The organism is Paenibacillus sp. FSL L8-0435 (assembly GCF_037965655.1).
Taxonomy (GTDB): Bacteria; Bacillota; Bacilli; order Paenibacillales; family Paenibacillaceae; genus Paenibacillus.
In genome coordinates this window covers 2,816,286-2,836,321 of sequence record NZ_CP150185.1, presented here as the reverse complement: position 1 = coordinate 2,836,321, position 20,036 = coordinate 2,816,286, and the positions used below count along the sequence as shown (strand labels likewise).

At 50.6% G+C, this 20,036-nt stretch carries 1 protein-coding gene; it reads right to left on the bottom strand.

The annotated features are described in order from the left end of the window. Window positions 1-4: 4 nt before the first annotated feature. Window positions 5-20,005, bottom strand: coding sequence for an SDR family NAD(P)-dependent oxidoreductase (locus tag NST33_RS12745; protein WP_339308081.1), 20,001 nt, complete (start codon window positions 20,003-20,005; stop codon window positions 5-7). Window positions 20,006-20,036 lie beyond the last annotated feature (31 nt).

Sequence of the window (20,036 nt, the reverse complement as noted above, 5' to 3'; positions counted from 1 at the left end):
ACTCCTATTCCTTCATGAACGCTTCAACAAATTGTGACTCCGTTAGTTCCCCGTCCAGAACACGATTAACCAGTTCCGAATAGCGGTCGTCCCTGGGCTTATCCCCTTTGGGAGAAGCTGTATACATTGGGGAGGAAATACCTAGTGTTTGTGATTTTACAGTTCTGATCTTGCCCCGAATTCGTTCAGGGTTCCCTGCCATGACCATCACTCTGGAAGAAGTGGATGATAGTGCAAGGGTTAATGCCTCAATTCCCTGATTCGAATGCAGGGGTCTCATTCCCATTTGCCGCCACATCATTTGTTTGACAGATGAGTCCACCTTCATGCCGCCATTTTCCCATAGTGGCCAGTTTAAGGACAGTGTCCTGCCGCTTCGTTTGCCCTGACTCACCATCGTTTCCCGGTATGTTGCGAATAGGTCCATGAATGCATTGGCTGTAGCGTAATCACTCTGCCCCATATTGCCGAGCACGGCAGTTCCAGAGGAGAACAGAATGAAGAAATCCAATGCTTCCTTATGTGTAGAACGATCCAGGTGTATAGTGCCCGCCACTTTGGGTTTCATAACCTGACGCCATTCTTCCTCTGTCTTGGCAAGAAACAAACTGTCTCTGATTAATCCTGCTCCATGAATAACGCCGTGGATAGCGCCATAGACTTGTTTGATGCTACCAACAAGGTTCTCCACGGCTTCACCATCCGTTACATCAACCTGCAAATAGTCCACCCGTGCTCCCTGCTCTCGCAATACTTCAAGGGATTGTTCCATCAGACCGTCCATCGGTGATCTGCCCACGAGAACAAGTGTTGGATGCTTGGCTTGTGTGGCGATCTCTTGCGCAAATACAAGTCCAAGCCCTCCCATACCACCTGTAATGAGGTAAACACCATGATCACGCCAAAACCGTTTTTCAAGAACAGTGGACGGTTCAATCTCTTGCCAGTCTGCCAATTCCCGTCGACGACCCGTATAACGAATCCAGTTATCTTTAGGCTCGCAAACGTCCAACTTCAATAGCTGTAAAATATCTGCGTTATCCAACTGTTCGTCCATTTCAATCAACTGTCCCGCAACAGCCGGATATTCGAGTTTAATACTTTGCAACATACCCGACAGCGCAGCATACAAACGCTGCTCTCCATCATTAGGCACAACGGCCTGTATAATTCGCGGTTTATTCGATTCACTGGACAGTATCGTTTGAAGTTTACCAAACACCTGCAAGGCACCATCCTCAAACCACTTTTCGGCTGTGGCCATTCCCTGATCCAACCCAATCGGTATAAACGATGCTGACGGAAATTCAAGCTGCATCTCACTCAACCTGCAAGCGAGTGCACCACATAAAATAACGATATGCTCAGCGTCTGGAGTCTTCCAGCTCCGACCGGCTCCTTCCACCTCCATCTCCCGCCAATACGGCTTTAACAGCAGCATTTCAGACCGAGCGGTTGTGTCAGCACCTGGCGCTGTGGATTCTGGATCGGGAAGCTGTCTAGAGGAAAAGCCAATTAAACGAACACAGACACTTCCTTCTTGATCAAACAAATCAATATCAAACGTCATTCCTTTCCCATCCGAACTGGAATCGGAGCTGTAGCGCACCCATGTCCACATGTCTTGAGCACAAGCTTTATAGATCCGAACTTTCTTTAACGCAAAAGGAACCGAAGGCTGTGGTCCACCTGAACCATGTCCCGCCTTTTTCCCATCCACTTCAGGATGCTCCAGCATCATGCCAATAGAGGCCTGCAACGCGGAGTCCAATATACAGGGATGAAGGACATATGAGTTCATTTCCGGCAACAAATGCTCAGGCAGCTTCAGTTGGGCCAAAACTTCCCTTTCACCGATGAACAATTGCTGTATTCCCTCAAATGCAGGTCCGTACTGGATACCGGCTTGCCTAAATGCGTTGTAACAATCTGCACCCGTCCAGGTCGATCGGCTGCATGCAGCCATGAGTTCGTTCAGGTCATGAATTGGAGGGGATTCAGCTTCTTCATTCCATCCCAGCTGTCCTTGACTGTATACATGACGTTTCCCCTCAACCTGCTGGTCTTGCCGGTATATCTCATAACTTATACGTTGAGGATTTTCTGTGACAGGATGTAATCCGATTTCTACCTGAATGCTGTTAGGGATTGCTGCATCTCCATCCATGACTACGGGACTGATCCACACCACATTTTGCAGAAAAACAGGTCTTGTGCCGGCAACGGTAAGCTGCAATGCAGCCCGAGCCATTTCCAATTGGGCCACCCCGGGAAGTACGGAGATTCCATGAATAATATGATCCTTAAGGAAAAATTCTCTTCCATTGAAGACCGAGCTGAACCTTTGTTCAGTGAAATCAGACGTATTTTGTTGCACCAGGGGGTGAAGAGAAGCCCATGAGCGCTCCCGCGATGGCTGCTCTTCCTCTTGCTCTCTTTCCTTTGACGCCATCCAATATTCCTCTCGGGCAAAAGGATACGTTGGCAGGCTGATGCGTGATGGTGGTACATCGCCATACATCTGTCCCCAGTTCAGATCATAGCCCTGGGCATACAGATCAGCCAGCACATGGAGTATATCCCTCTGTTTCTCCGAGGACAAACTTCTTTCGGTGCTTTTGATAATCCATTCATCCCCATGTTCCTGTAACAGCTTTTGTCCAGTAAACCTTCTTGGCACCACGCCCTCAAACAAAACCCCTGACTTGGATTGCCCCCGCTGTTTCAACATGTATACGGCATCTTCCTTGGACTGCACAACCACCGCACAACGGTGTCGGAAATGCTGTCGTCCCTCCAGCAGAGTGTAGCTCATTGCCGTCAGATCCGGCATCTCTTCCCGTTCCAGTACAGCGATCATGTCCTCTACCTTGCGTTGTAGTGCTGCTTTCGTTTTGGCCGACAGTGCCAGCAAATAATAAGGTGACGCATAACCAGCCGTTCGTTTTTGTCCGCTGCCTTCATAACTTTCCACCACGACATGCACGTTGGTTCCGCTCATGCCAAAGGCACTTACCGCTCCCAGTCTCGCCTGCTCTGTTCGTGGCCAAGGCCGATTGCTTTTGTTCACATAAAACGGCCCCTCCGACCACCGGATATATTCACTTTCCTCTTCACAGTGCAGACTTGCCGGGATCGTCTCATGACGCATCGCCTGTACCAGGCTAATCAGGCTCACCACTCCCGAAGCGGCGAGGGTATGACCCAAATTCGTTTTTACCGACGTCAGCGCACAGGAGCCTGGCTCCATATTTCTTGATTTGTAGGCTTCCTGCAAAGCATTGATTTCAACTGGGTCTCCCAAACGTGTTCCCGTCCCGTGGGTCACAATGTACTGCATGTTCTCTGCCCGAATGCCGTACCGTGTATACACCTCATTCATTAGTGCTGTCTGTGCCACACCACTCGGCGCGGTGATTCCATTCGTTTTGCCATCATAGTTCATGCCACTGCCCCGAATGACCCCGTAGATCGAGTCTCCATCCGCCTCAGCCTGAGATAAGGTCTTTAATACAACAACCGCTATCGCTTCTCCCGGAACCATGCCATTGGCACGCTGGTCAAACGCATAACAGCGCCCATTCTCAGACAGCATGCCCGCCTGGGACATCGCTTCGAGTCCCTGCTCGGTAAGCAGCAGGCTCACCCCTGCCGCAAGAGCCGTGTCGCACTCTCCGGCTCGCAGGCTGGCACAAGCTTGATGAACAGCCGCCAACCCCGAAGAACAAGCCGTATTAATCGCCATGTTGGGACCATTCAGGTCCAGCAGATAGGCTAATCTGGCAGCCAGAATGGCATTGTGGTTGGATGTAAGCGGCCCGTCCAGACCGACAACTTGCAAATACTCGTTATTCTCCACCCCGACAAACATACCTACCCGGCCGGAGGAAAGCTGTCTTTTCCCATAAGCGGCATCTTCAAGCGCTCTCCAGGATTCCTGCAATAGCAATCGCTGACGCGGGTCCATGCTCTCGGCTTCACGCGGAGAAATTTCGAAGAAGCGTGGATCAAACTCCCGTACTCCTGGTACAAGACCGCATTTCCAAGGTTCACGCCCATTGTGGGTGGAAAACCGGTCCTCCGGTGCCATTCTTATCGCTTCCTGACCCTGACTGATCATGGACCACATCTCGTCCACATCTCGTGCTTCGGGGAACCGTCCGCTAATACCAATAATGGCAACAGGTTCCATGAATTGATCCATTTTATCCAGATTACGTGCAGTTGGACGAAGATCGGATGCAGGGAAGGATTTGCCGCCAGCCCATCTTCCGGAACGTCCGGATCGGTAACCTCGGTCCGCGACATTGGATTTCATGTCGGTCACGGCCTTCCTTTCCTCGTACATGCCTACTAGAACATCCCGATGTTCATTTTCCAGATATTCAGCCAATCCTTTCAATGTGGAATGTCCAAAGAAAATGGATGGTGTCAATTCTGCTCCGTAATGACGGCTCAACCGTCCTGCATACTCAGTCAAGCTGATGGAATCAAATCCAAACTCTGCGAGATTGGCTTGAGGGTCCAATTCTTCATGAGGTATCTTTAACAGCTCGCTTGCTATTTCTCCAAGCTCCCACTGCGCGCATTCAGCCACCGTTTTGCCACGCAACTCTACACGCAGCCCTAACGCAGGCGCCGCCTCATTCAAGACTGGATTCCCGACCTCATACGAAGTATGAGATGTGCTGGCCGGCTCCTCAGGTGTGAATTCAACACCCAGAAAACGATGTATGCGTTCCGGTTTCCCCGCCATAACGAGTTGGTGAGCGTAAGGTTCATTTAGAATTTTTGGAAATAATGCCACCCCTTCGTCTTTTTCCAGAAAACGTTGACCGCTGGTTTTGAGATACATAGCCGAAGCATTCTTTTCGCCTGTGCCCATTCCGCCCTCTCTCCAAAGCGGCCAGTTGATAGATACCGTGTGTATAGGACCCGTGCGATGCTGTTCTTGAGCATAGGCCATCTGGAATCGATTCGCCACAGCATAATCACAGGAGCCGAAGTCACCCAAAATAGCCGATGAAGAAGAGAAATAACTGCGGAACTCCAGCGATTCGTTACCCAGTGCTTTGTCCAATGCCAATGTTCCACGAATTTTGGGAGCAAGCACACGTTCAAAATCAGCTGCTGATTTATCCAGCACACTTACCCGACTTTCAATCCCGGCGGCGTGGATCAGTCCGTGAATAGTGCCAAATTTGCTTTTGACAGCCCGCACCGCTTCTTCGACTTGTTCCAGTACGGCAACATCAGCCTGAACATACATAGCCTGACTTCCCGCCTCGATCAATTCATCGAGCCTATGCTGCTTCACGGAATCCAGAGAAGATCGGCCCATCAACACCAGATTTACTCCCAGCGGAGCCCATGCTCTGGCAAAAGCGAGGCCAATTCCTCCCAATCCGCCCGTTATCAAATATGTCTTTCCTGGCAACACGTATTCTGTCCCCTGTTTATAATGCTCGGCAGGCGGGATTGGTCTGATACGGCTTACTTTGCGCAGATCATTCTCATACCGCACGCTACACCGCTGGTTCGACCTTAATTCTTGCCACAGCCGTTCACTCCACCTTTTCCAGTTCACTTCGTTACTGGATGGTTTATCGCTGCTGATCACTTGTAATTTCGTATGGGGCATAACAAGCCCAAGTGAACGCTCAAAACCAATCCATGCATCTAGGTAACAACGTTCGATTCCTGTTCTATATTCCCCGGCGAGCAGAATTCGGCCAGGCTTGATCTTCTCTGCTGCCAATGCCTGAAGCAAAAGTAAAATTGGCTTCGTGTCTTGCAGCAGTAGTGGCTCCTCTAGTGCCGACAAATGTAGTAGCGTATCCACATTCCCATATTGCTGGCTGATCTCCTGAAGCGCTTCCCTGTACTTCGCATGATGATCAAGATCCGTCTCTTTTTCCCACATTCCCGGATCGATGAAGACCAGCTGGATCTCAGGATTGTGATGTTTCATCAGTGAAATGAACCTCTCCTGATTCTCCTGACGGGAAAGTACACATAATATGGTCTGTGGGTTCTCTTCATGATAAAGTTCTGGCTCCGATTCTTCCCAGATTTCCTCAAAAGCCATTAGAAGGCTACCATCAGCGACCTCACGTTCTATCTCCTTTATTTCCATGTCCTCCGGCATATCTTTTGTCATCAAATTCTTTTGGACCTGTAATCCCGCCATGTGTGCAACTACCTGTTCTTTCTCATCACAGAAAGTAACATCCAGCCCGGAATCCAACTCCCTGATCCACATCCACAGCGGATGCTGCAAGTGATCTGCCGTAAACTCCATGGATTCCATAGAGAGCCAAGTATGTTTTTGTTCTTCACTCAGCACTTCATGTACACTCGACTCGCCGGCCTCTTTTGCTGGCATGGCCTTGTTAAGATAATCTGCTGCCTTTACTGATCTTGTCTCAAAGATGTTTGCTGCCAGTGATACAGCTTCAGTCAGTAACTTTGGAGTATATAACAAAGTCCGATCCTGAGCATTAATTTCAGCTGAAAGCTTTATTAACACTTCATTTTCGCCGGTATAACAACAAACAATGGATGATCCTTTAAGTTCTGAAGAAAGTTTTGCAGTCTCCAAATGTGTGCATCTTTCAGTGATGGACTGCATGTCCATAGGCGGACTCACGAATTCCTGTGATTCATATTCAATACGGCCCCTGCTCCACAACTCTTCATCACCGTCAGCTCGTTCACTGAATATTTCATAGATTAAAGATTGATCTGATTCTGGAATAATGGCCAAATGAACTTCCAGCGCCTGCTCTGTCACCACAACCGGATTGACCCATTGATGCTCGGTCAGCTTCATCCGGACCGGGGCCTGGTTCATCTCGCCCGCTCCCTTTAACGCATATTGCGCAGCAGCCCGGGCCATCTCCAAGTGGGCTGAATCTGGCAAACATTGGTAACCCGATTCCATAGGGTCATGTAACAACGGATCTTCCCGTGCAAAAACAGAGCTATAACGCTGATCGCGCAGCGTTGACGTATTCCGGTGTACAAGCGGGTGGAGCTTTGCTGTCAGAAGCTGCTCGTTCAACCGGCTTGCTTCAGGTGATGACTGGGTCACCCAGTATTCTTCCTGGGCAAACGGATATGAAGGCAAATGAATGCGTTCAGGAACAGACTCACCGTACATATTCATCCAATCCAATGCGTAACCCTGACAGTATAAATCCGCCAGCACATGAAGAATGTCACGGTATGCCCCGGTTGCGATCGCTTGAGTTCCATGCTGAAGTTGATGCAAAAGCTCATGACCGTGTTCCCGAACAATGCGCTGTTCAGTGAACTCCCGGCCCACTGTCCCGCGAAACATCTTCCCGTTATTTTCTTTCGTACCGAACTGTTTCCAGACATGCACAGCATCCGCCCGGGACTGTACAACCACCGCACAACGGTGACGGAAATGCTGTCGTCCCTCCAGGAGCGTGTAACTGATTGCCGCCAGATCCGGCTCCTCTTCCCGTTCCAGCACGGCGATCATGTCCTCCACCTTGCGATGTAGTGCCTCTTCCGTTTTGGCGGACAGTGCCAGCAAATAATAAGGCGCTGTATTTCCAGCCATTTGTTTTTGCCCGTTGCCTTCATAACTTTCCACCACGACATGCACGTTGGTTCCACTCATGCCAAAAGCACTTACCGCGCCCAACCTGCCCTGCTCCGTTCGTGGCCAAGGCCGTTTGCTTTTGTTTACATAAAACGGCCCCTCCGACCACTGGATATATTCACTCTCTTCCTCACAGTGCAGACTTGCCGGGATCGTCTCATAACGCATCGCCTGTACCAGACTAATCAGGCTCACCACACCGGATGCAGCGAGGGTATGACCCAAATTCGTTTTTACCGACGTTAACGCACAGGAACCTGGCGCCATATTCCGTCCTTTATAGGCTTCCTGCAAAGCCTTGATTTCGACCGGGTCTCCGAGGCGTGTTCCCGTCCCGTGGGTCACAATGTACTGCATGTTCTCCGCCGGAATGCCATACCGGGCATATACCTCATTCATTAACGCCGTCTGTGCCACACCACTCGGCGCGGTGATTCCATTCGTTTTGCCATCATAGTTCATGCCACTGCCCCGAATGACCCCGTAGATCGAGTCTCCATCCGCCTCAGCCTGAGATAAGGTCTTTAATACAACAACCGCGATCGCTTCTCCCGGCACCATGCCATTAGCACGCTGGTCGAACGCATAACAGCGACCGTCCTCAGACAACATGCCTGCTTGGGACATCGCTTCGAACCCCTGCTCAGTGAGCAGCAGGCTTACTCCTGCCGCAAGAGCTGTGTCGCACTCTCCCGCCCGCAGGCTGGCACAAGCTTGATGAACAGCCGCCAGACCCGAAGAACAAGCCGTATTGATCGCCATATTCGGGCCATTCAGGTCCAACAGATACGCCAACCGGGCGGCCAGAATGGCATTGTGATTGGACGTAAGCGGTCCATCCAGGCCAACAAACTGCAAATATTCATTATTCTCCACTCCTACAAACATGCCGACCCGACCGGAGGAAAGTTGTTTTTTGCCATAAGCGGCATCCTCAAGCGCTCTCCAGGATTCTTGCAATAGCAATCGCTGACGTGGGTCCATGCTCTCGGCCTCGCGTGGAGAGATTTCGAAGAAGCGGGGATCAAACTCTCGTATCCCTGGCACAAGACCGCATTTCCAAGTAGCATCCTTTTTACTGCTGGTGAATCGATCCGAGGGAACGGTCTTAACAGCCGTTTGTCCATTTACGAGAATCGACCACATCTCATCTACATTGCGCGCTTCGGGAAATCGTCCGCTGATACCAATAATGGCAACAGGTTCATCGGCCGCTTGCATTCGCCGTGTATCTCCCAAACGCCAGTACTTGCCAGATGCTTGTCTCTGGGCGTTAGGCTTTCGGGCTTTGGAACGATGCTGTGCCACTTTGCTTTTTAACGGTGCGGCTTGCTCTGTATGTTTTTCTCCCGTTTGAATGTCGTGATCTGCATATTGATCCGTGATGGTCTGCTCGAATTCTCGCTCCAGATAATGAGCCAATTCATGAAGTGTGGTGTGATCGAAAAATATGGATGGTGCCAGGTCCATTCCAAAATGCTGATTAAGAACCGTTGCATATTCAGTCAGGCTAATGGAATCAAATCCATATTCGGCAAGATTTTCATTGCCATCAATCAGTTCCCTTGGAATTTTCAACGTTTGGCCTGCCAGTTCCTTTAACTCCCACCTTACACACTCAGACGTTGTTAGGCCCAAGAGCTCCGGTCTCCGGCGAGAAGCCATGGAAGCAGATGAAGCTTCTTTGGAGAGGATCACAGTTTCTTTCTCGGATTCACCGAATGAAGATTCAAGTACAAATGCACCTGCACTTGTAGTTGCAGCATTCGAATGTACCGCTATTCCGTCGTTTTCTGTCCCCTGCGACATGGCTGTAAAGCCTGCTTCTAATCCCTGAATCTTCAACACTGCGCGTCCTTCTGATGAATACAAACGAATGTCCAACACTTCAAGTCCTGACGCCCCATTCATTCGCTCTCTTCTGTCTACTCTCGCCCAAGAAATATTTGATGCGCCTACTGCATCAAGTCTTTGAAGGGATTGAATGTAAACAGGACTTGAAGCAGACATATCCAACTGCTGCTTTGCTTCATTTTCAATTTCTGTCCAGCCTAGCCCCCCATAAACGGCAAGGTGAATTGCATCTACTGGCAGTTTGTACACTGGTGGTATAGATAACACATCCGTTGCATCTTCAAACTTGATCAGAATATGGTCTTCCCCCACATATATACGTTCTACCGCATAAGGAGATGAGGACAAGGCTGACTTTGAAGCATGGTTCGCAAAAGCAGTGATTGACGAATCCAGCTCAGCGGTGTAGAGCATATCGATAGAATCAATTTCCAGAGCATCTGATCCTGTGAACTCTGAAGCCACCTTTTTGGCCATTCCGCTACTATATACGGGTTGAAATCCCCCTACATTTTCACCATATATGACGTATCCCACTGTTAAATGTGATTCGGATTGCAATGAGATGTGTAACGGAAGTGGCTGATCAGACACATAAATAGGGTTGTCCCATATCACATCCTGCAATTGGATCGATAATGCTGATTCTGCTGAATCATGATCATCAGGTATGGCCAAATCCAGAGCTGCATAGGCGATTTCCAGATGAAGCAAGTCGGGCAATAATTTTGTTGTTTGCTCTTTATTGATATCCATAAGCATAGGCGAGTCCATTGTAAAGAGTGAAGTGTACCGTTGCTCTTGAAGATCCGAAGTATTGCTATGCAAAAGTGGATGGAGCATGGCTGATCCGTTCGTACCAACCGCGCTGGACGATACCAACTCGGTTTTCTTTGGAGCCCAGTAGCGATTTCGTGCAAACGGATACGCCGGCAGACTGACTGGGCGCGGGTGCTGCTGTCTGTTGTCCCCGTATAGCTCCATCCACTGAATCACTGCCCCTCGTGTCCACGCGTCCAGTACATGCTCATAACGACCTTGGGACAGCCAGCGTTTCACATTCTCTTTCATGTCTTCCTCATCGGTTAACCAACCCGCATGCTCCTGCCCTTGCTTCACATGCCCCTGATAGTACAAGTTTCCTTTGCCTGCTGGTTCCGCCTGTCCCACCTGTTCCACATAGCTGTCCAGCTTGGCAAGCAGCTCCTCCATCGTTTGCGCCAGCACACCCAGCCGTACCTCCATTGCTTCACGTCCGGTTTGCAGTGTATAGGCGATCTCCCTCACTTTCCAGCTGCTCTGCCCGGTACGGAGTGCATCTCGCAGCTGACGGGCCTGCACGACCAGCCGTTCCTCGTTCTTCGCTGACAGCACGATCATCCCTAGCACTTCATTTTGCTCGTTTTGCTCATTCATCTTTTCACGCGTCAGGTCGGGTTCCCGGTATTCCTCCAAAATGAGATGAGCATTCGCTCCACCTGCACCAAACGAGGAAATCCCCGCCCGTCGCGGTACGATCTGACCGTCCACTCTCGGACGTTCCCAAACGTCTAACTCCCGCTGGACCGTGAATGGGGTTTGACTAAAGTCAATATGCGGGTTGGTCTGCTGCACATGCAGGGACGGCGCCAGCTCTCCATGCTGTAATTGCAGCAGCACCTTGGTGACTCCCGCGATGCCTGCTGCGCTCTCTGCATGTCCGATATTGGATTTCGCTGAACCAATCGCACAGTAGGCCTCTTCCGACGGATCTTGCTGAAAAGCTTTACTCAGCCCCGCAATCTCGATGGGATCACCGAGCGACGTACCCGTGCCATGGGCTTCCACATAACTGATCGTCCGCGGGTCAACGCCCGCCTCACGCAAGGCCCGGCCGATGACGTCCGCCTGGGCGTTGGGATTCGGCACGGTATATCCGTTTGTTTTTCCACCGTGATTCAAGGCCGACCCTTTGATCACGCCGTAAATCCGGTCCCCGTCTGCAACGGCTCGTGCAAGCGATTTTAACAGGACCGCGCCCACGCCTTCCCCCGGCACATACCCGTCGCCCCCTTCACCAAAGCTCTCACAGCGACCTTTGCTGGACAGGAATCGTCCTTGAGACAACATGATATATTTGTTCGGGTGGACCGACACATTCACCCCGCCTGCGACCGCAACCTGACACTCATTCTGTCTTAAACTCTGGCACGCCAGATGAATGGAAGTCAGCGAAGATGAACACATCGTATCCACCGCCAGACTCGGTCCGCGGAAATTACAGAAATACGACACCCGGTTGGCGATGGACGCCGGATTACCGGAGAGCGCAATTGAGGACTCGGCCCCGTACAGTTGGTATTCTTCGTACATCACGCCCACGTACACACCCACGATGTCGGTAGCCAAACGCTCCCGCGTATACCCCGCATCCTCAATCGTCTCGTACACACACTGCATGAACAATCGTTCCTGCGGATCCATCATCTCAGCTTCCCGAGGAGAAATCTGGAAGAACAACGGATCGAATTCGTCCACACCGTCCAGAAATCCGCCCCAGCGTCCATAGGTCTTGCCCGGTGTGCCCGGCGCTGAATCATATACCTTCTCCTGGTCCCAGCGTTCAGATGGAATCTCGGTAATACTGTCCGTTCCACTGCGCAGATTCTCCCAAAACTCATGGATGTTCCGCGCTCCCGGGTACCTTCCCGCCACACCAATAATGGCAATATCCTGCTTCTCCTCATCCTCTTGAACCCGATTCGATGATTCAATTGGATTCAAAGATTTCAATGAATCAACGTTCTTCGACTCTGGATTAGTAGCTTGTTGATTCTTTAACGTCCTCTTTTGGCGTAAAATGCCCTTGGATTTAACGTCCTCTATCCCCGGATTCTGTACAGCAACCGAAGCACGAGATATACCATCGGATTCCTCAGGAAGTTCTTCCCCTAAAATGAGTCGCAATGGTTCATGATGGTGCTCAAGAAAATATTCGCTCAGAGCACGAAGGGTCTGATACTCGAAAAAAAGTGTTTTGGGCAAGAGGCCAAACTGTTCTTCCAAATTAGTGGTCATTTGCATAATAAGTAACGAATCTATCCCGTATCGATCCATTGCAGTATCTACGTCAATCCTTGATTTCGGAAGACCGATGACACGGGCTAAACGCTCTTGCAGAAATTGAACTGTTTTCACTCGCAAATCAGCATCATTCTTATGAACAAGGCCAAGGTTCTCTTCTTTTTTATGCAGGTCCATTCGCTCCTTCCCCATCAAGTGGATCTGACCGGTAACTTGCTGGACAGTTTGACTCATGTTCAAGTGTTCCAAGAGTGTCTCTGCAGAAATATCCCATCCATGCCGAGTTAGCAGTCTGCGGGAAAGTTCACTCCATTGCACCGGGTCCAAACCATATTCACTCCAGTCCATGTCCGGGTCCACGTCCTGCTCCCCTACGTTCAACAAAGCGGCCACTTCCAACGTGAGCACAGATACAGCTTCCTGTTGGGTCATGCCTCCCGCCAGTGGGACTCCAAGCTTGATGGATAACGATTCCGGCGAAGGCGCTTGCCTATCTGCGTCTGCGTTTGCTGGCTCGATCGATTCAGTTAACCCCGAATCTACCGGCTCCAGCAGGCTTCTTCGCAGCACCGACAGCTTGCCTTCCGCCACCAATACCTGGCTGCCTCCACTCGCCCAGGCCTGATACAACGCCTTTACTCCCGACGCGGTTCCCAGCGGTCTCAGTCCATGCTGTTTCCACAGACGCTGCTTCCCCTCTTCCTCCAGCTGCATCCCGCCTTCTTCCCACAACGGCCAGTTGATGGATAAGGTTCGCCCTTGACACTCCCCGCGTTTCATCCGCGCATTTCGGTTCACCGCATACGCATCCATATACCCATTGGCGGCGGCATAATCACCCTGCCCTGCATTCCCCGTCACCGCTGCACCCGAGGAGAACAGCAACAGCACATCCAGCGCTTCGGTCCCGATCGCTTCTTCCAGATTCCGTATACCGTTTACTTTCGGGGCCAGCACGGCCTGCCATTCGGATTCCGTTTTGTATCGTATTAGACTGTCCCGGATTTCTCCGGCACAATGCAGCACCCCGTTCACCCGGCCATACTGCTGACGGATACGCCCGAACAGTCCGTGGACCGCCTCCCGATCGGTAACGTCCACTGCTTCATAAAGCACCCGGGCAGGAAGCTGCGCCATCTCTCGCTGTACCTCCTCTGGCATCGCCGGGGATCGACCAGTCAATATAAGCGTACTGCCTTCCGTTTGGGCTGAAATCTCCCGGGCCCAGATCCGTCCCAGGCCACCGGCTCCGCCTGTAATGACGTACACGCCTCCGTCTCTCCAAGGGGACAACCGTGGGACACTGGTCTTCCGCTTTGTCCTCATCTCTGTCTCTGCATTCCCATTCGTCATCTCATTCGTGTCCACGTTCTCATCTCTGTCCACGTCAACCGCCTGCCAGCCCGCTCGCTTCAGCTCACCCGCTTCCCAACGCAGGTGGCTCTCCTCCGCATGGAGCGCACACTGGTGCAACTGCTCGGTCAATATGGCGGCCGATGTCTCTGGCCGGACTTCGACAAGCTGTGCCAGACAGCCCGGATGCTCCAGTCGCACCGTCCGCAGCAGCCCGCTCAGGCCGGCGAAGCGTCTTCCTTGTTCATCTCCCGCCACGACGACCTGCACAGCCATCCGGTGGCTTCGCTGCATCGCAAGCTGCTGCTGCACATGGTGCAGAATGGCCTGAACAGCCTGTCCGTACCGCGCCTCCAACGCCCCCGTTAACACCATCTGCTTCCAGGACACATCCGCAGCCGCGAAGTCTTGCGGGGCCCAATCACACAGCAGCACCGCGGGTTCAACCCCCACAGCTTCAGCCGGTAGGGAGCGCTTCGGCAGCTCCTGCCACTTGGGCTGCACCAGCAGCACACCTCCCCGGCTTTCGGGTACACGCGAGGTCACGCCCCGCAGTCGAATGCAAACCTGTCCCTCCGAATCGCACAGCTCCAGATCCAGTTTACGGACGCTAGCCTCCGCAGCGGAAGATGCCGCAGACTCGGGGCGAACACGCACCACCGCCCACATGTGCGCCTGGCAAGGGGATATCACTTCCGCCTCCTCCAGCGCAAAAGGCAGCGGAGCGGAAGCGGGCGGGTTCCCATGTCGTTCTGTTGTGCTCGCAAGGGCCGTGCTCTCCAAGCTTACTGCCCCCTCCTGAGTAGTGGATCTCAGCACTTCCGCGATCTGATCTCCGGCCAGCAGGGCGATGGATGCTTGCAAGGCCCCATCCACCATACCGGGATGCAGCACAGTGTCCGCTTGCCCTTCGAAGAGCGCTTGTGGCAGACGCAACTGCGCCAAGGCCTCGTTTGCCCCCCATTGCAATTCGGCAATGGTCTGATGGGACGGACCGTACTCCAGACCCAGTTTTCGGAATGCTTCATAACAAACTGCTCCACCGGCCTGTCCCTCTGTACACCGGCTGCGCACAGCCTGCAAATCCAAGGTTTGCACGGCTTCTGCGAGAGGTCTTCCCACACTTACACGCCCTTGACTATACACCCCTTCGCTGGACTCAATTGATGACGCGGCCGATATTTTATAGGACAAGCTCTCATCTGCCTCGGCCTCAAGCACGAGATGGACCTCCAGAGGCTCCTCTCCAACAACGAGCGGCCTGCTCCACATTACATGCCGCAGCAGCAGACTGTGTGTGAGCGGAGGCCAATTTGCTGCATGCGCCGCTGCTGCCCGGGCCATCTCCAGCTGAACAACAGCTGGAAGCAGCTTGTGCCCCTGTACAACATGATCGCTTAGGAAAGGCTCATTGCCATTGAACTGACTACTGTACCACTGGCCCCGCAGCAGATCCGAACGGTTGTGGTGCAGCATGGAGTGCAGTAATATGCTCTCATTTGATGGTTTAACTATTGTTGGTTTTTCTATTAATGGTGAGCAATTCATTTCTTCGTGCTCCACCCAATACCGCTCTCTGGCAAATGGATAGGTGGGTAAGGATATGGTCCAATAGTGACCCTGCTCAAACAACAGATCATAATCAAGTTCATATCCCTGGATATACAGATCCGCTGCAGTACCCAGATGTTCTAAATATTCGCTTGCATGTGTCGTCTTCTGACAACTCCGCAAACATTCATTCCCATATCGTTGTAATGAGGAGTGCTCATGTGAAGTGTCCGGTGTTCCTTGTGAAACCCGAACCTGTGGTGCACTTCCCTTATCCAACCAGCGTTGAAGTATAGTCATCGCTTCATTCAGACTTCGGGTCACACAGGCGAGGCGGAAATCCATATGTTTGCGTCCCAATAACAGCGTGTAGCTCAAGTTACCGCAATCCTGTTCCGGCAATTGTCTTCCGTAGGCGGTGAGTTGTTCAACCTGCTGACGCAATTGTTCGGCGGTACGGGCTGAAAGTGCAATCAAATATCCCGGCATCGGCTCTGACGCTCTGGATTGCAGAGGTCCCTCCTCAATGACCATATGTGCATTCGTACCACTGAAACCAAATGAACTGATTGCAGCACATCTTCTGCCACTTGACCCGGCTTTCCATTCCATCGTGGCTGTAGGGATATAGAACGGGCTGTCATTTAAGGCAATCTGGCTGTTGGCTTGATGAAAATGAATGGAGGGGGCTATTTTTTGATGACGCATCCCCAGCATAATTTTAAACAAACCCGCTACTCCAGCTGCCGTGGCCGTATGACCGATATTGCTTTTTACCGAGCCGATCGCACAGAACTGCTTTTCGTCCGTATGTTTTCTAAACGCCTTCGCCAATGCATTGAACTCAATCGGGTCTCCCAGCCTGGTCCCTGTCCCATGAGCCTCGACCAGCTGGATGTGTTCAGGATTAATATTAAAAGTCTCATATACGTTCTGCTCAAGCCGTTCCTGGGATTTCGCACTGGGAGCCGTAATTCCATTGGTGGACCCATCCTGGTTTATTCCGCTCCCTCGAATGACTCCGTAAATCTGGTCACCGTCATCCAGCGCCTCGCTAAGCCTTTTCAGGATAACAACCCCTGCGCCTTCTCCTGGAACAAAACCATCTGCTGCTTCATCAAAGGTATGACACCGTCCTGTTGGAGACAGCATTCCCGCTCGATTGGAGGCAATGTAGAATCCAGGGGTGGACTGGATGAATACGCCTCCGGCAAGAGCCATATTCGTCTCGCCTGACCATAATCCTTGACATGCCAGATGAATGGCCACCAATGAACTGGAACAGGCTGTATCCACTGTAATGGCCGGACCGTGCAGATTCAGGTAATAGGCTATGCGAGCAGGCACAATAGAATTGGCGTTCCCCCAGAAAGCCTGCGGAGGGCCCTCATGTCCAAATATGCTTTGATAATCCATGCCGCTGCAGCCTACATAGACACCACATTGAAGGCCCTCGGCCTTTTTGCCAGCATAACCGCTATCTTCAAGCGCCTTCCAGGACTCCTCCAAAAAAATGCGCTGCTGCGGGTCCATATAGGTGGCTTCCACGCCGGATATATTAAAAAACAGAGGATCGAAACGATCAAAATCCTCTATAAAGCTGCCATGTCGACAATAAGACTGCTGATCCGCGTAATAAGCGTCCAGATCCCAACGTTTTACCTCTCCAATCAGATCATTCCCGGCTTGCAAATGTTGCCATAACTCCTCAGGATTGCGACTTTGTGCAAATCGGCCACTGATTCCAATAATCGCTATTTCCTCCCTGACTGACGGTGTTTCTTGATTCATTATGGCCTCTTCTACCACAACGTTTTGCTCCCATGGCTTAGCAGAATATGGCTTAAAACGTTGTTCTTCAGGGATATGTACCACAATTTTGCCGATATTACTGCGGTTTCCCATAGCCTTATATGCTTCTTTCACTTGCTGAAAAGGATAAGTGGCATATATCGTTGGACGAACGATGTTCTGGTCAATTAGGATCGCCATTTCCTTCATATAGGTTCGAATTATAGAAGGATCACGGAAGGCCATGCGTCGCAAATCTACCGAATAAAATGCCTGATTGTTTGATAACAAGGATAAATCAATATTTTTGGCTGATTTGAGGGCAGTCATAGCAATTTCAATATATCTGCCACCGGGAGCAAGACAAGCCATCCCCTTTTGAATCGCATCACCCGATAAAGTATTGATAACAATATCTACACCTTGCCCGTTCGTAAGACGGTGGATCTCCTCGGCAAAATCTTGCTCCACATACTGAATGGTATGGTGCACACCCTGTTGTTGCAGATAGTTCAGTTTTACATCTGAACCCGCTGTGGCATAGATTTCCAGACCATAATGCTGCGCCAGCTGTACGGCAATAAGACCTGTCCCTCCGGCCGCCGTCTGAATCAATATTTTTTCACCTGGCTGTGGTTTGGCTTTGTGGAACACATCAAGCATGGTCATAGTGACGGCCGGCAGTGAGCAGGCTTCTTCAAATGTTAACTTTTTCGGTTTGGTTACTACATGAGCTGCCGGACAGATCACCATATTGGCATGACCACCCATCTGCTCACCCATCATGGCCACCACTTCTTCACCACTTCGAAGGTCTGTAACCTCGGAACCTGTTTGAACAACGACCCCGCTGACTTCGAAGCCAGGGGTAAACGGATATGCGGGCATGGTTGGATACAGTCCTCTTACACATAACAGGTCTCCAAAATTAAGTGAAAAAGCATGTACAGCAATTTGCACTTCGTTTGACTGGAGTGAACGCGATTGATCCTGAATCAGTTTAAGTTCATCGGATTCTCCAGGTTTCTCCAACAGCAATCGATAATATGAACCTTCCGAAATGGATCCCAGCTTTTCGTTATTAACCATTGTGCTTGTCCAAGTCGCATTAGGATTACTCCTCTCATCCCGAACTGGCAACCAATCCTCATTCCTATGCACAGCAGGCTTATCAGCCTTACGATTATCGTTGCTCATGTCCAAAATGATGGCTTGTTCGTCTTTCCTCTGTGGAGATGTAGCCGGGTCAGGCAGCATGTACGCCACAATTTCTTGTCGATATTGCTCCAGCATGTGCTTGCTTAAGGCATGGACCGTGTTATGATCGAACAGCACTGTAGTCTGCATCACTATTCCACATTGCTCGTTAATAAGATTGACCAGATTGACGGCAACAATCGAATCGACGCCATATTCAGAGAAACTTTGATGATTATCGATCCGGTTCTGACTCATCTTAAGTGAAGTTTCTATGCTGTCCCGGATGACCGTAATAATATGATCCCGGATCAGGTGGTCAGGAATATCTGCTGTAGGTTGAATGTTTCCAGTCTCCATAACCGGGGATGAATTGGGTCTCCATTCCACGTCAGGAATCGCTCTGGTTTGTGTCAGTACAGGATGAGATACAGGACTCTGTTTTATTTCATGTATAATGATGCCGTCACTTTGAGATACAACGATTTGTTGTCCCCACTCTTCAGCATTTAATGCCGGAAAACGAACATTTCTGAACCCCTCTTTGGCGAGCACCTTTTTCCATGTATTAGGTGTAAGTCCTGGGCAGCCCGGAATACGCAGTGCCTCATCTTCGTATAACCACCAGCCCTCCAACAAACCAAACGTAATATGGGCAAAAAGTGTATTATCGGTTATCTCGTTCAGGAGCAAATACCCCTGTTTTTTGATCGCTGCCTTGATATGTCCGAGGGTTTGACGGATATTGGGTGTAGCATGCAGCACATTGGCCGCGATTGCTATATCATAGACAGCTTCATTAATGGATTGATTCTGCAGTTGTTTGGTCACATCTATTTTTCTATAAGTTAAATATGGGTGTTCATTTCCATAGCGCTGCTCTGCCTGCAATAGAAAAGAGGAAGAGATATCCGTATAACAATATTCCTCAATGTACTGCTCATACGGTCTGAGCTTATCAAGCACAGGGGTACTGGTTCCGCCAGTACCCGCGCCAAATTCAATGATTCTCAACCGAATGGTTGCATTCTTTTTTATTTTTTCTTCAATAATTGTTATAAGTTGCGATCCCATAACCTCATTGAAATAGTCGGCGATGGGATTGTTTTGGTATATGCCTTCGACAAGTGTCATGCTTGAATTGGGGAAAAGAACATCCGTTGCCTGCTTGTATCCCCGAAGAATATCAGGCAGGTGTTTTAATGCCGTTTCTGCCAAAAGGACCTGGGATCGAAGGTGGCCCTTTTGCAGCCATTGCTGTTTAACTTCATCCCATTTCTGCCACACATTCTCGAAGGTAGTAGCGGTTTGCCCGCCCTCAGCGCCATTCCCCTCTTCTTTGGCTAACACAGCAAGTGTCTCTTCCATCCAGCGATGAAACAAAACGGGTATCCCGTTTTTCTCTAACCATTCCCTGGTGTTGGAATAGCTTTTTTCAACTAACCCCATTGCCTTTAATTCCGCTGACAATAATGCGACAAGCCACCCGTGTAACTGATCTGTCTCACTGCGAAGTCCCTCGGGAATATGTTTTGTAATCGGAATATACACCTGATCATCCATTGTTTTAACCTCCCTGTGGTGGCAGATGCCC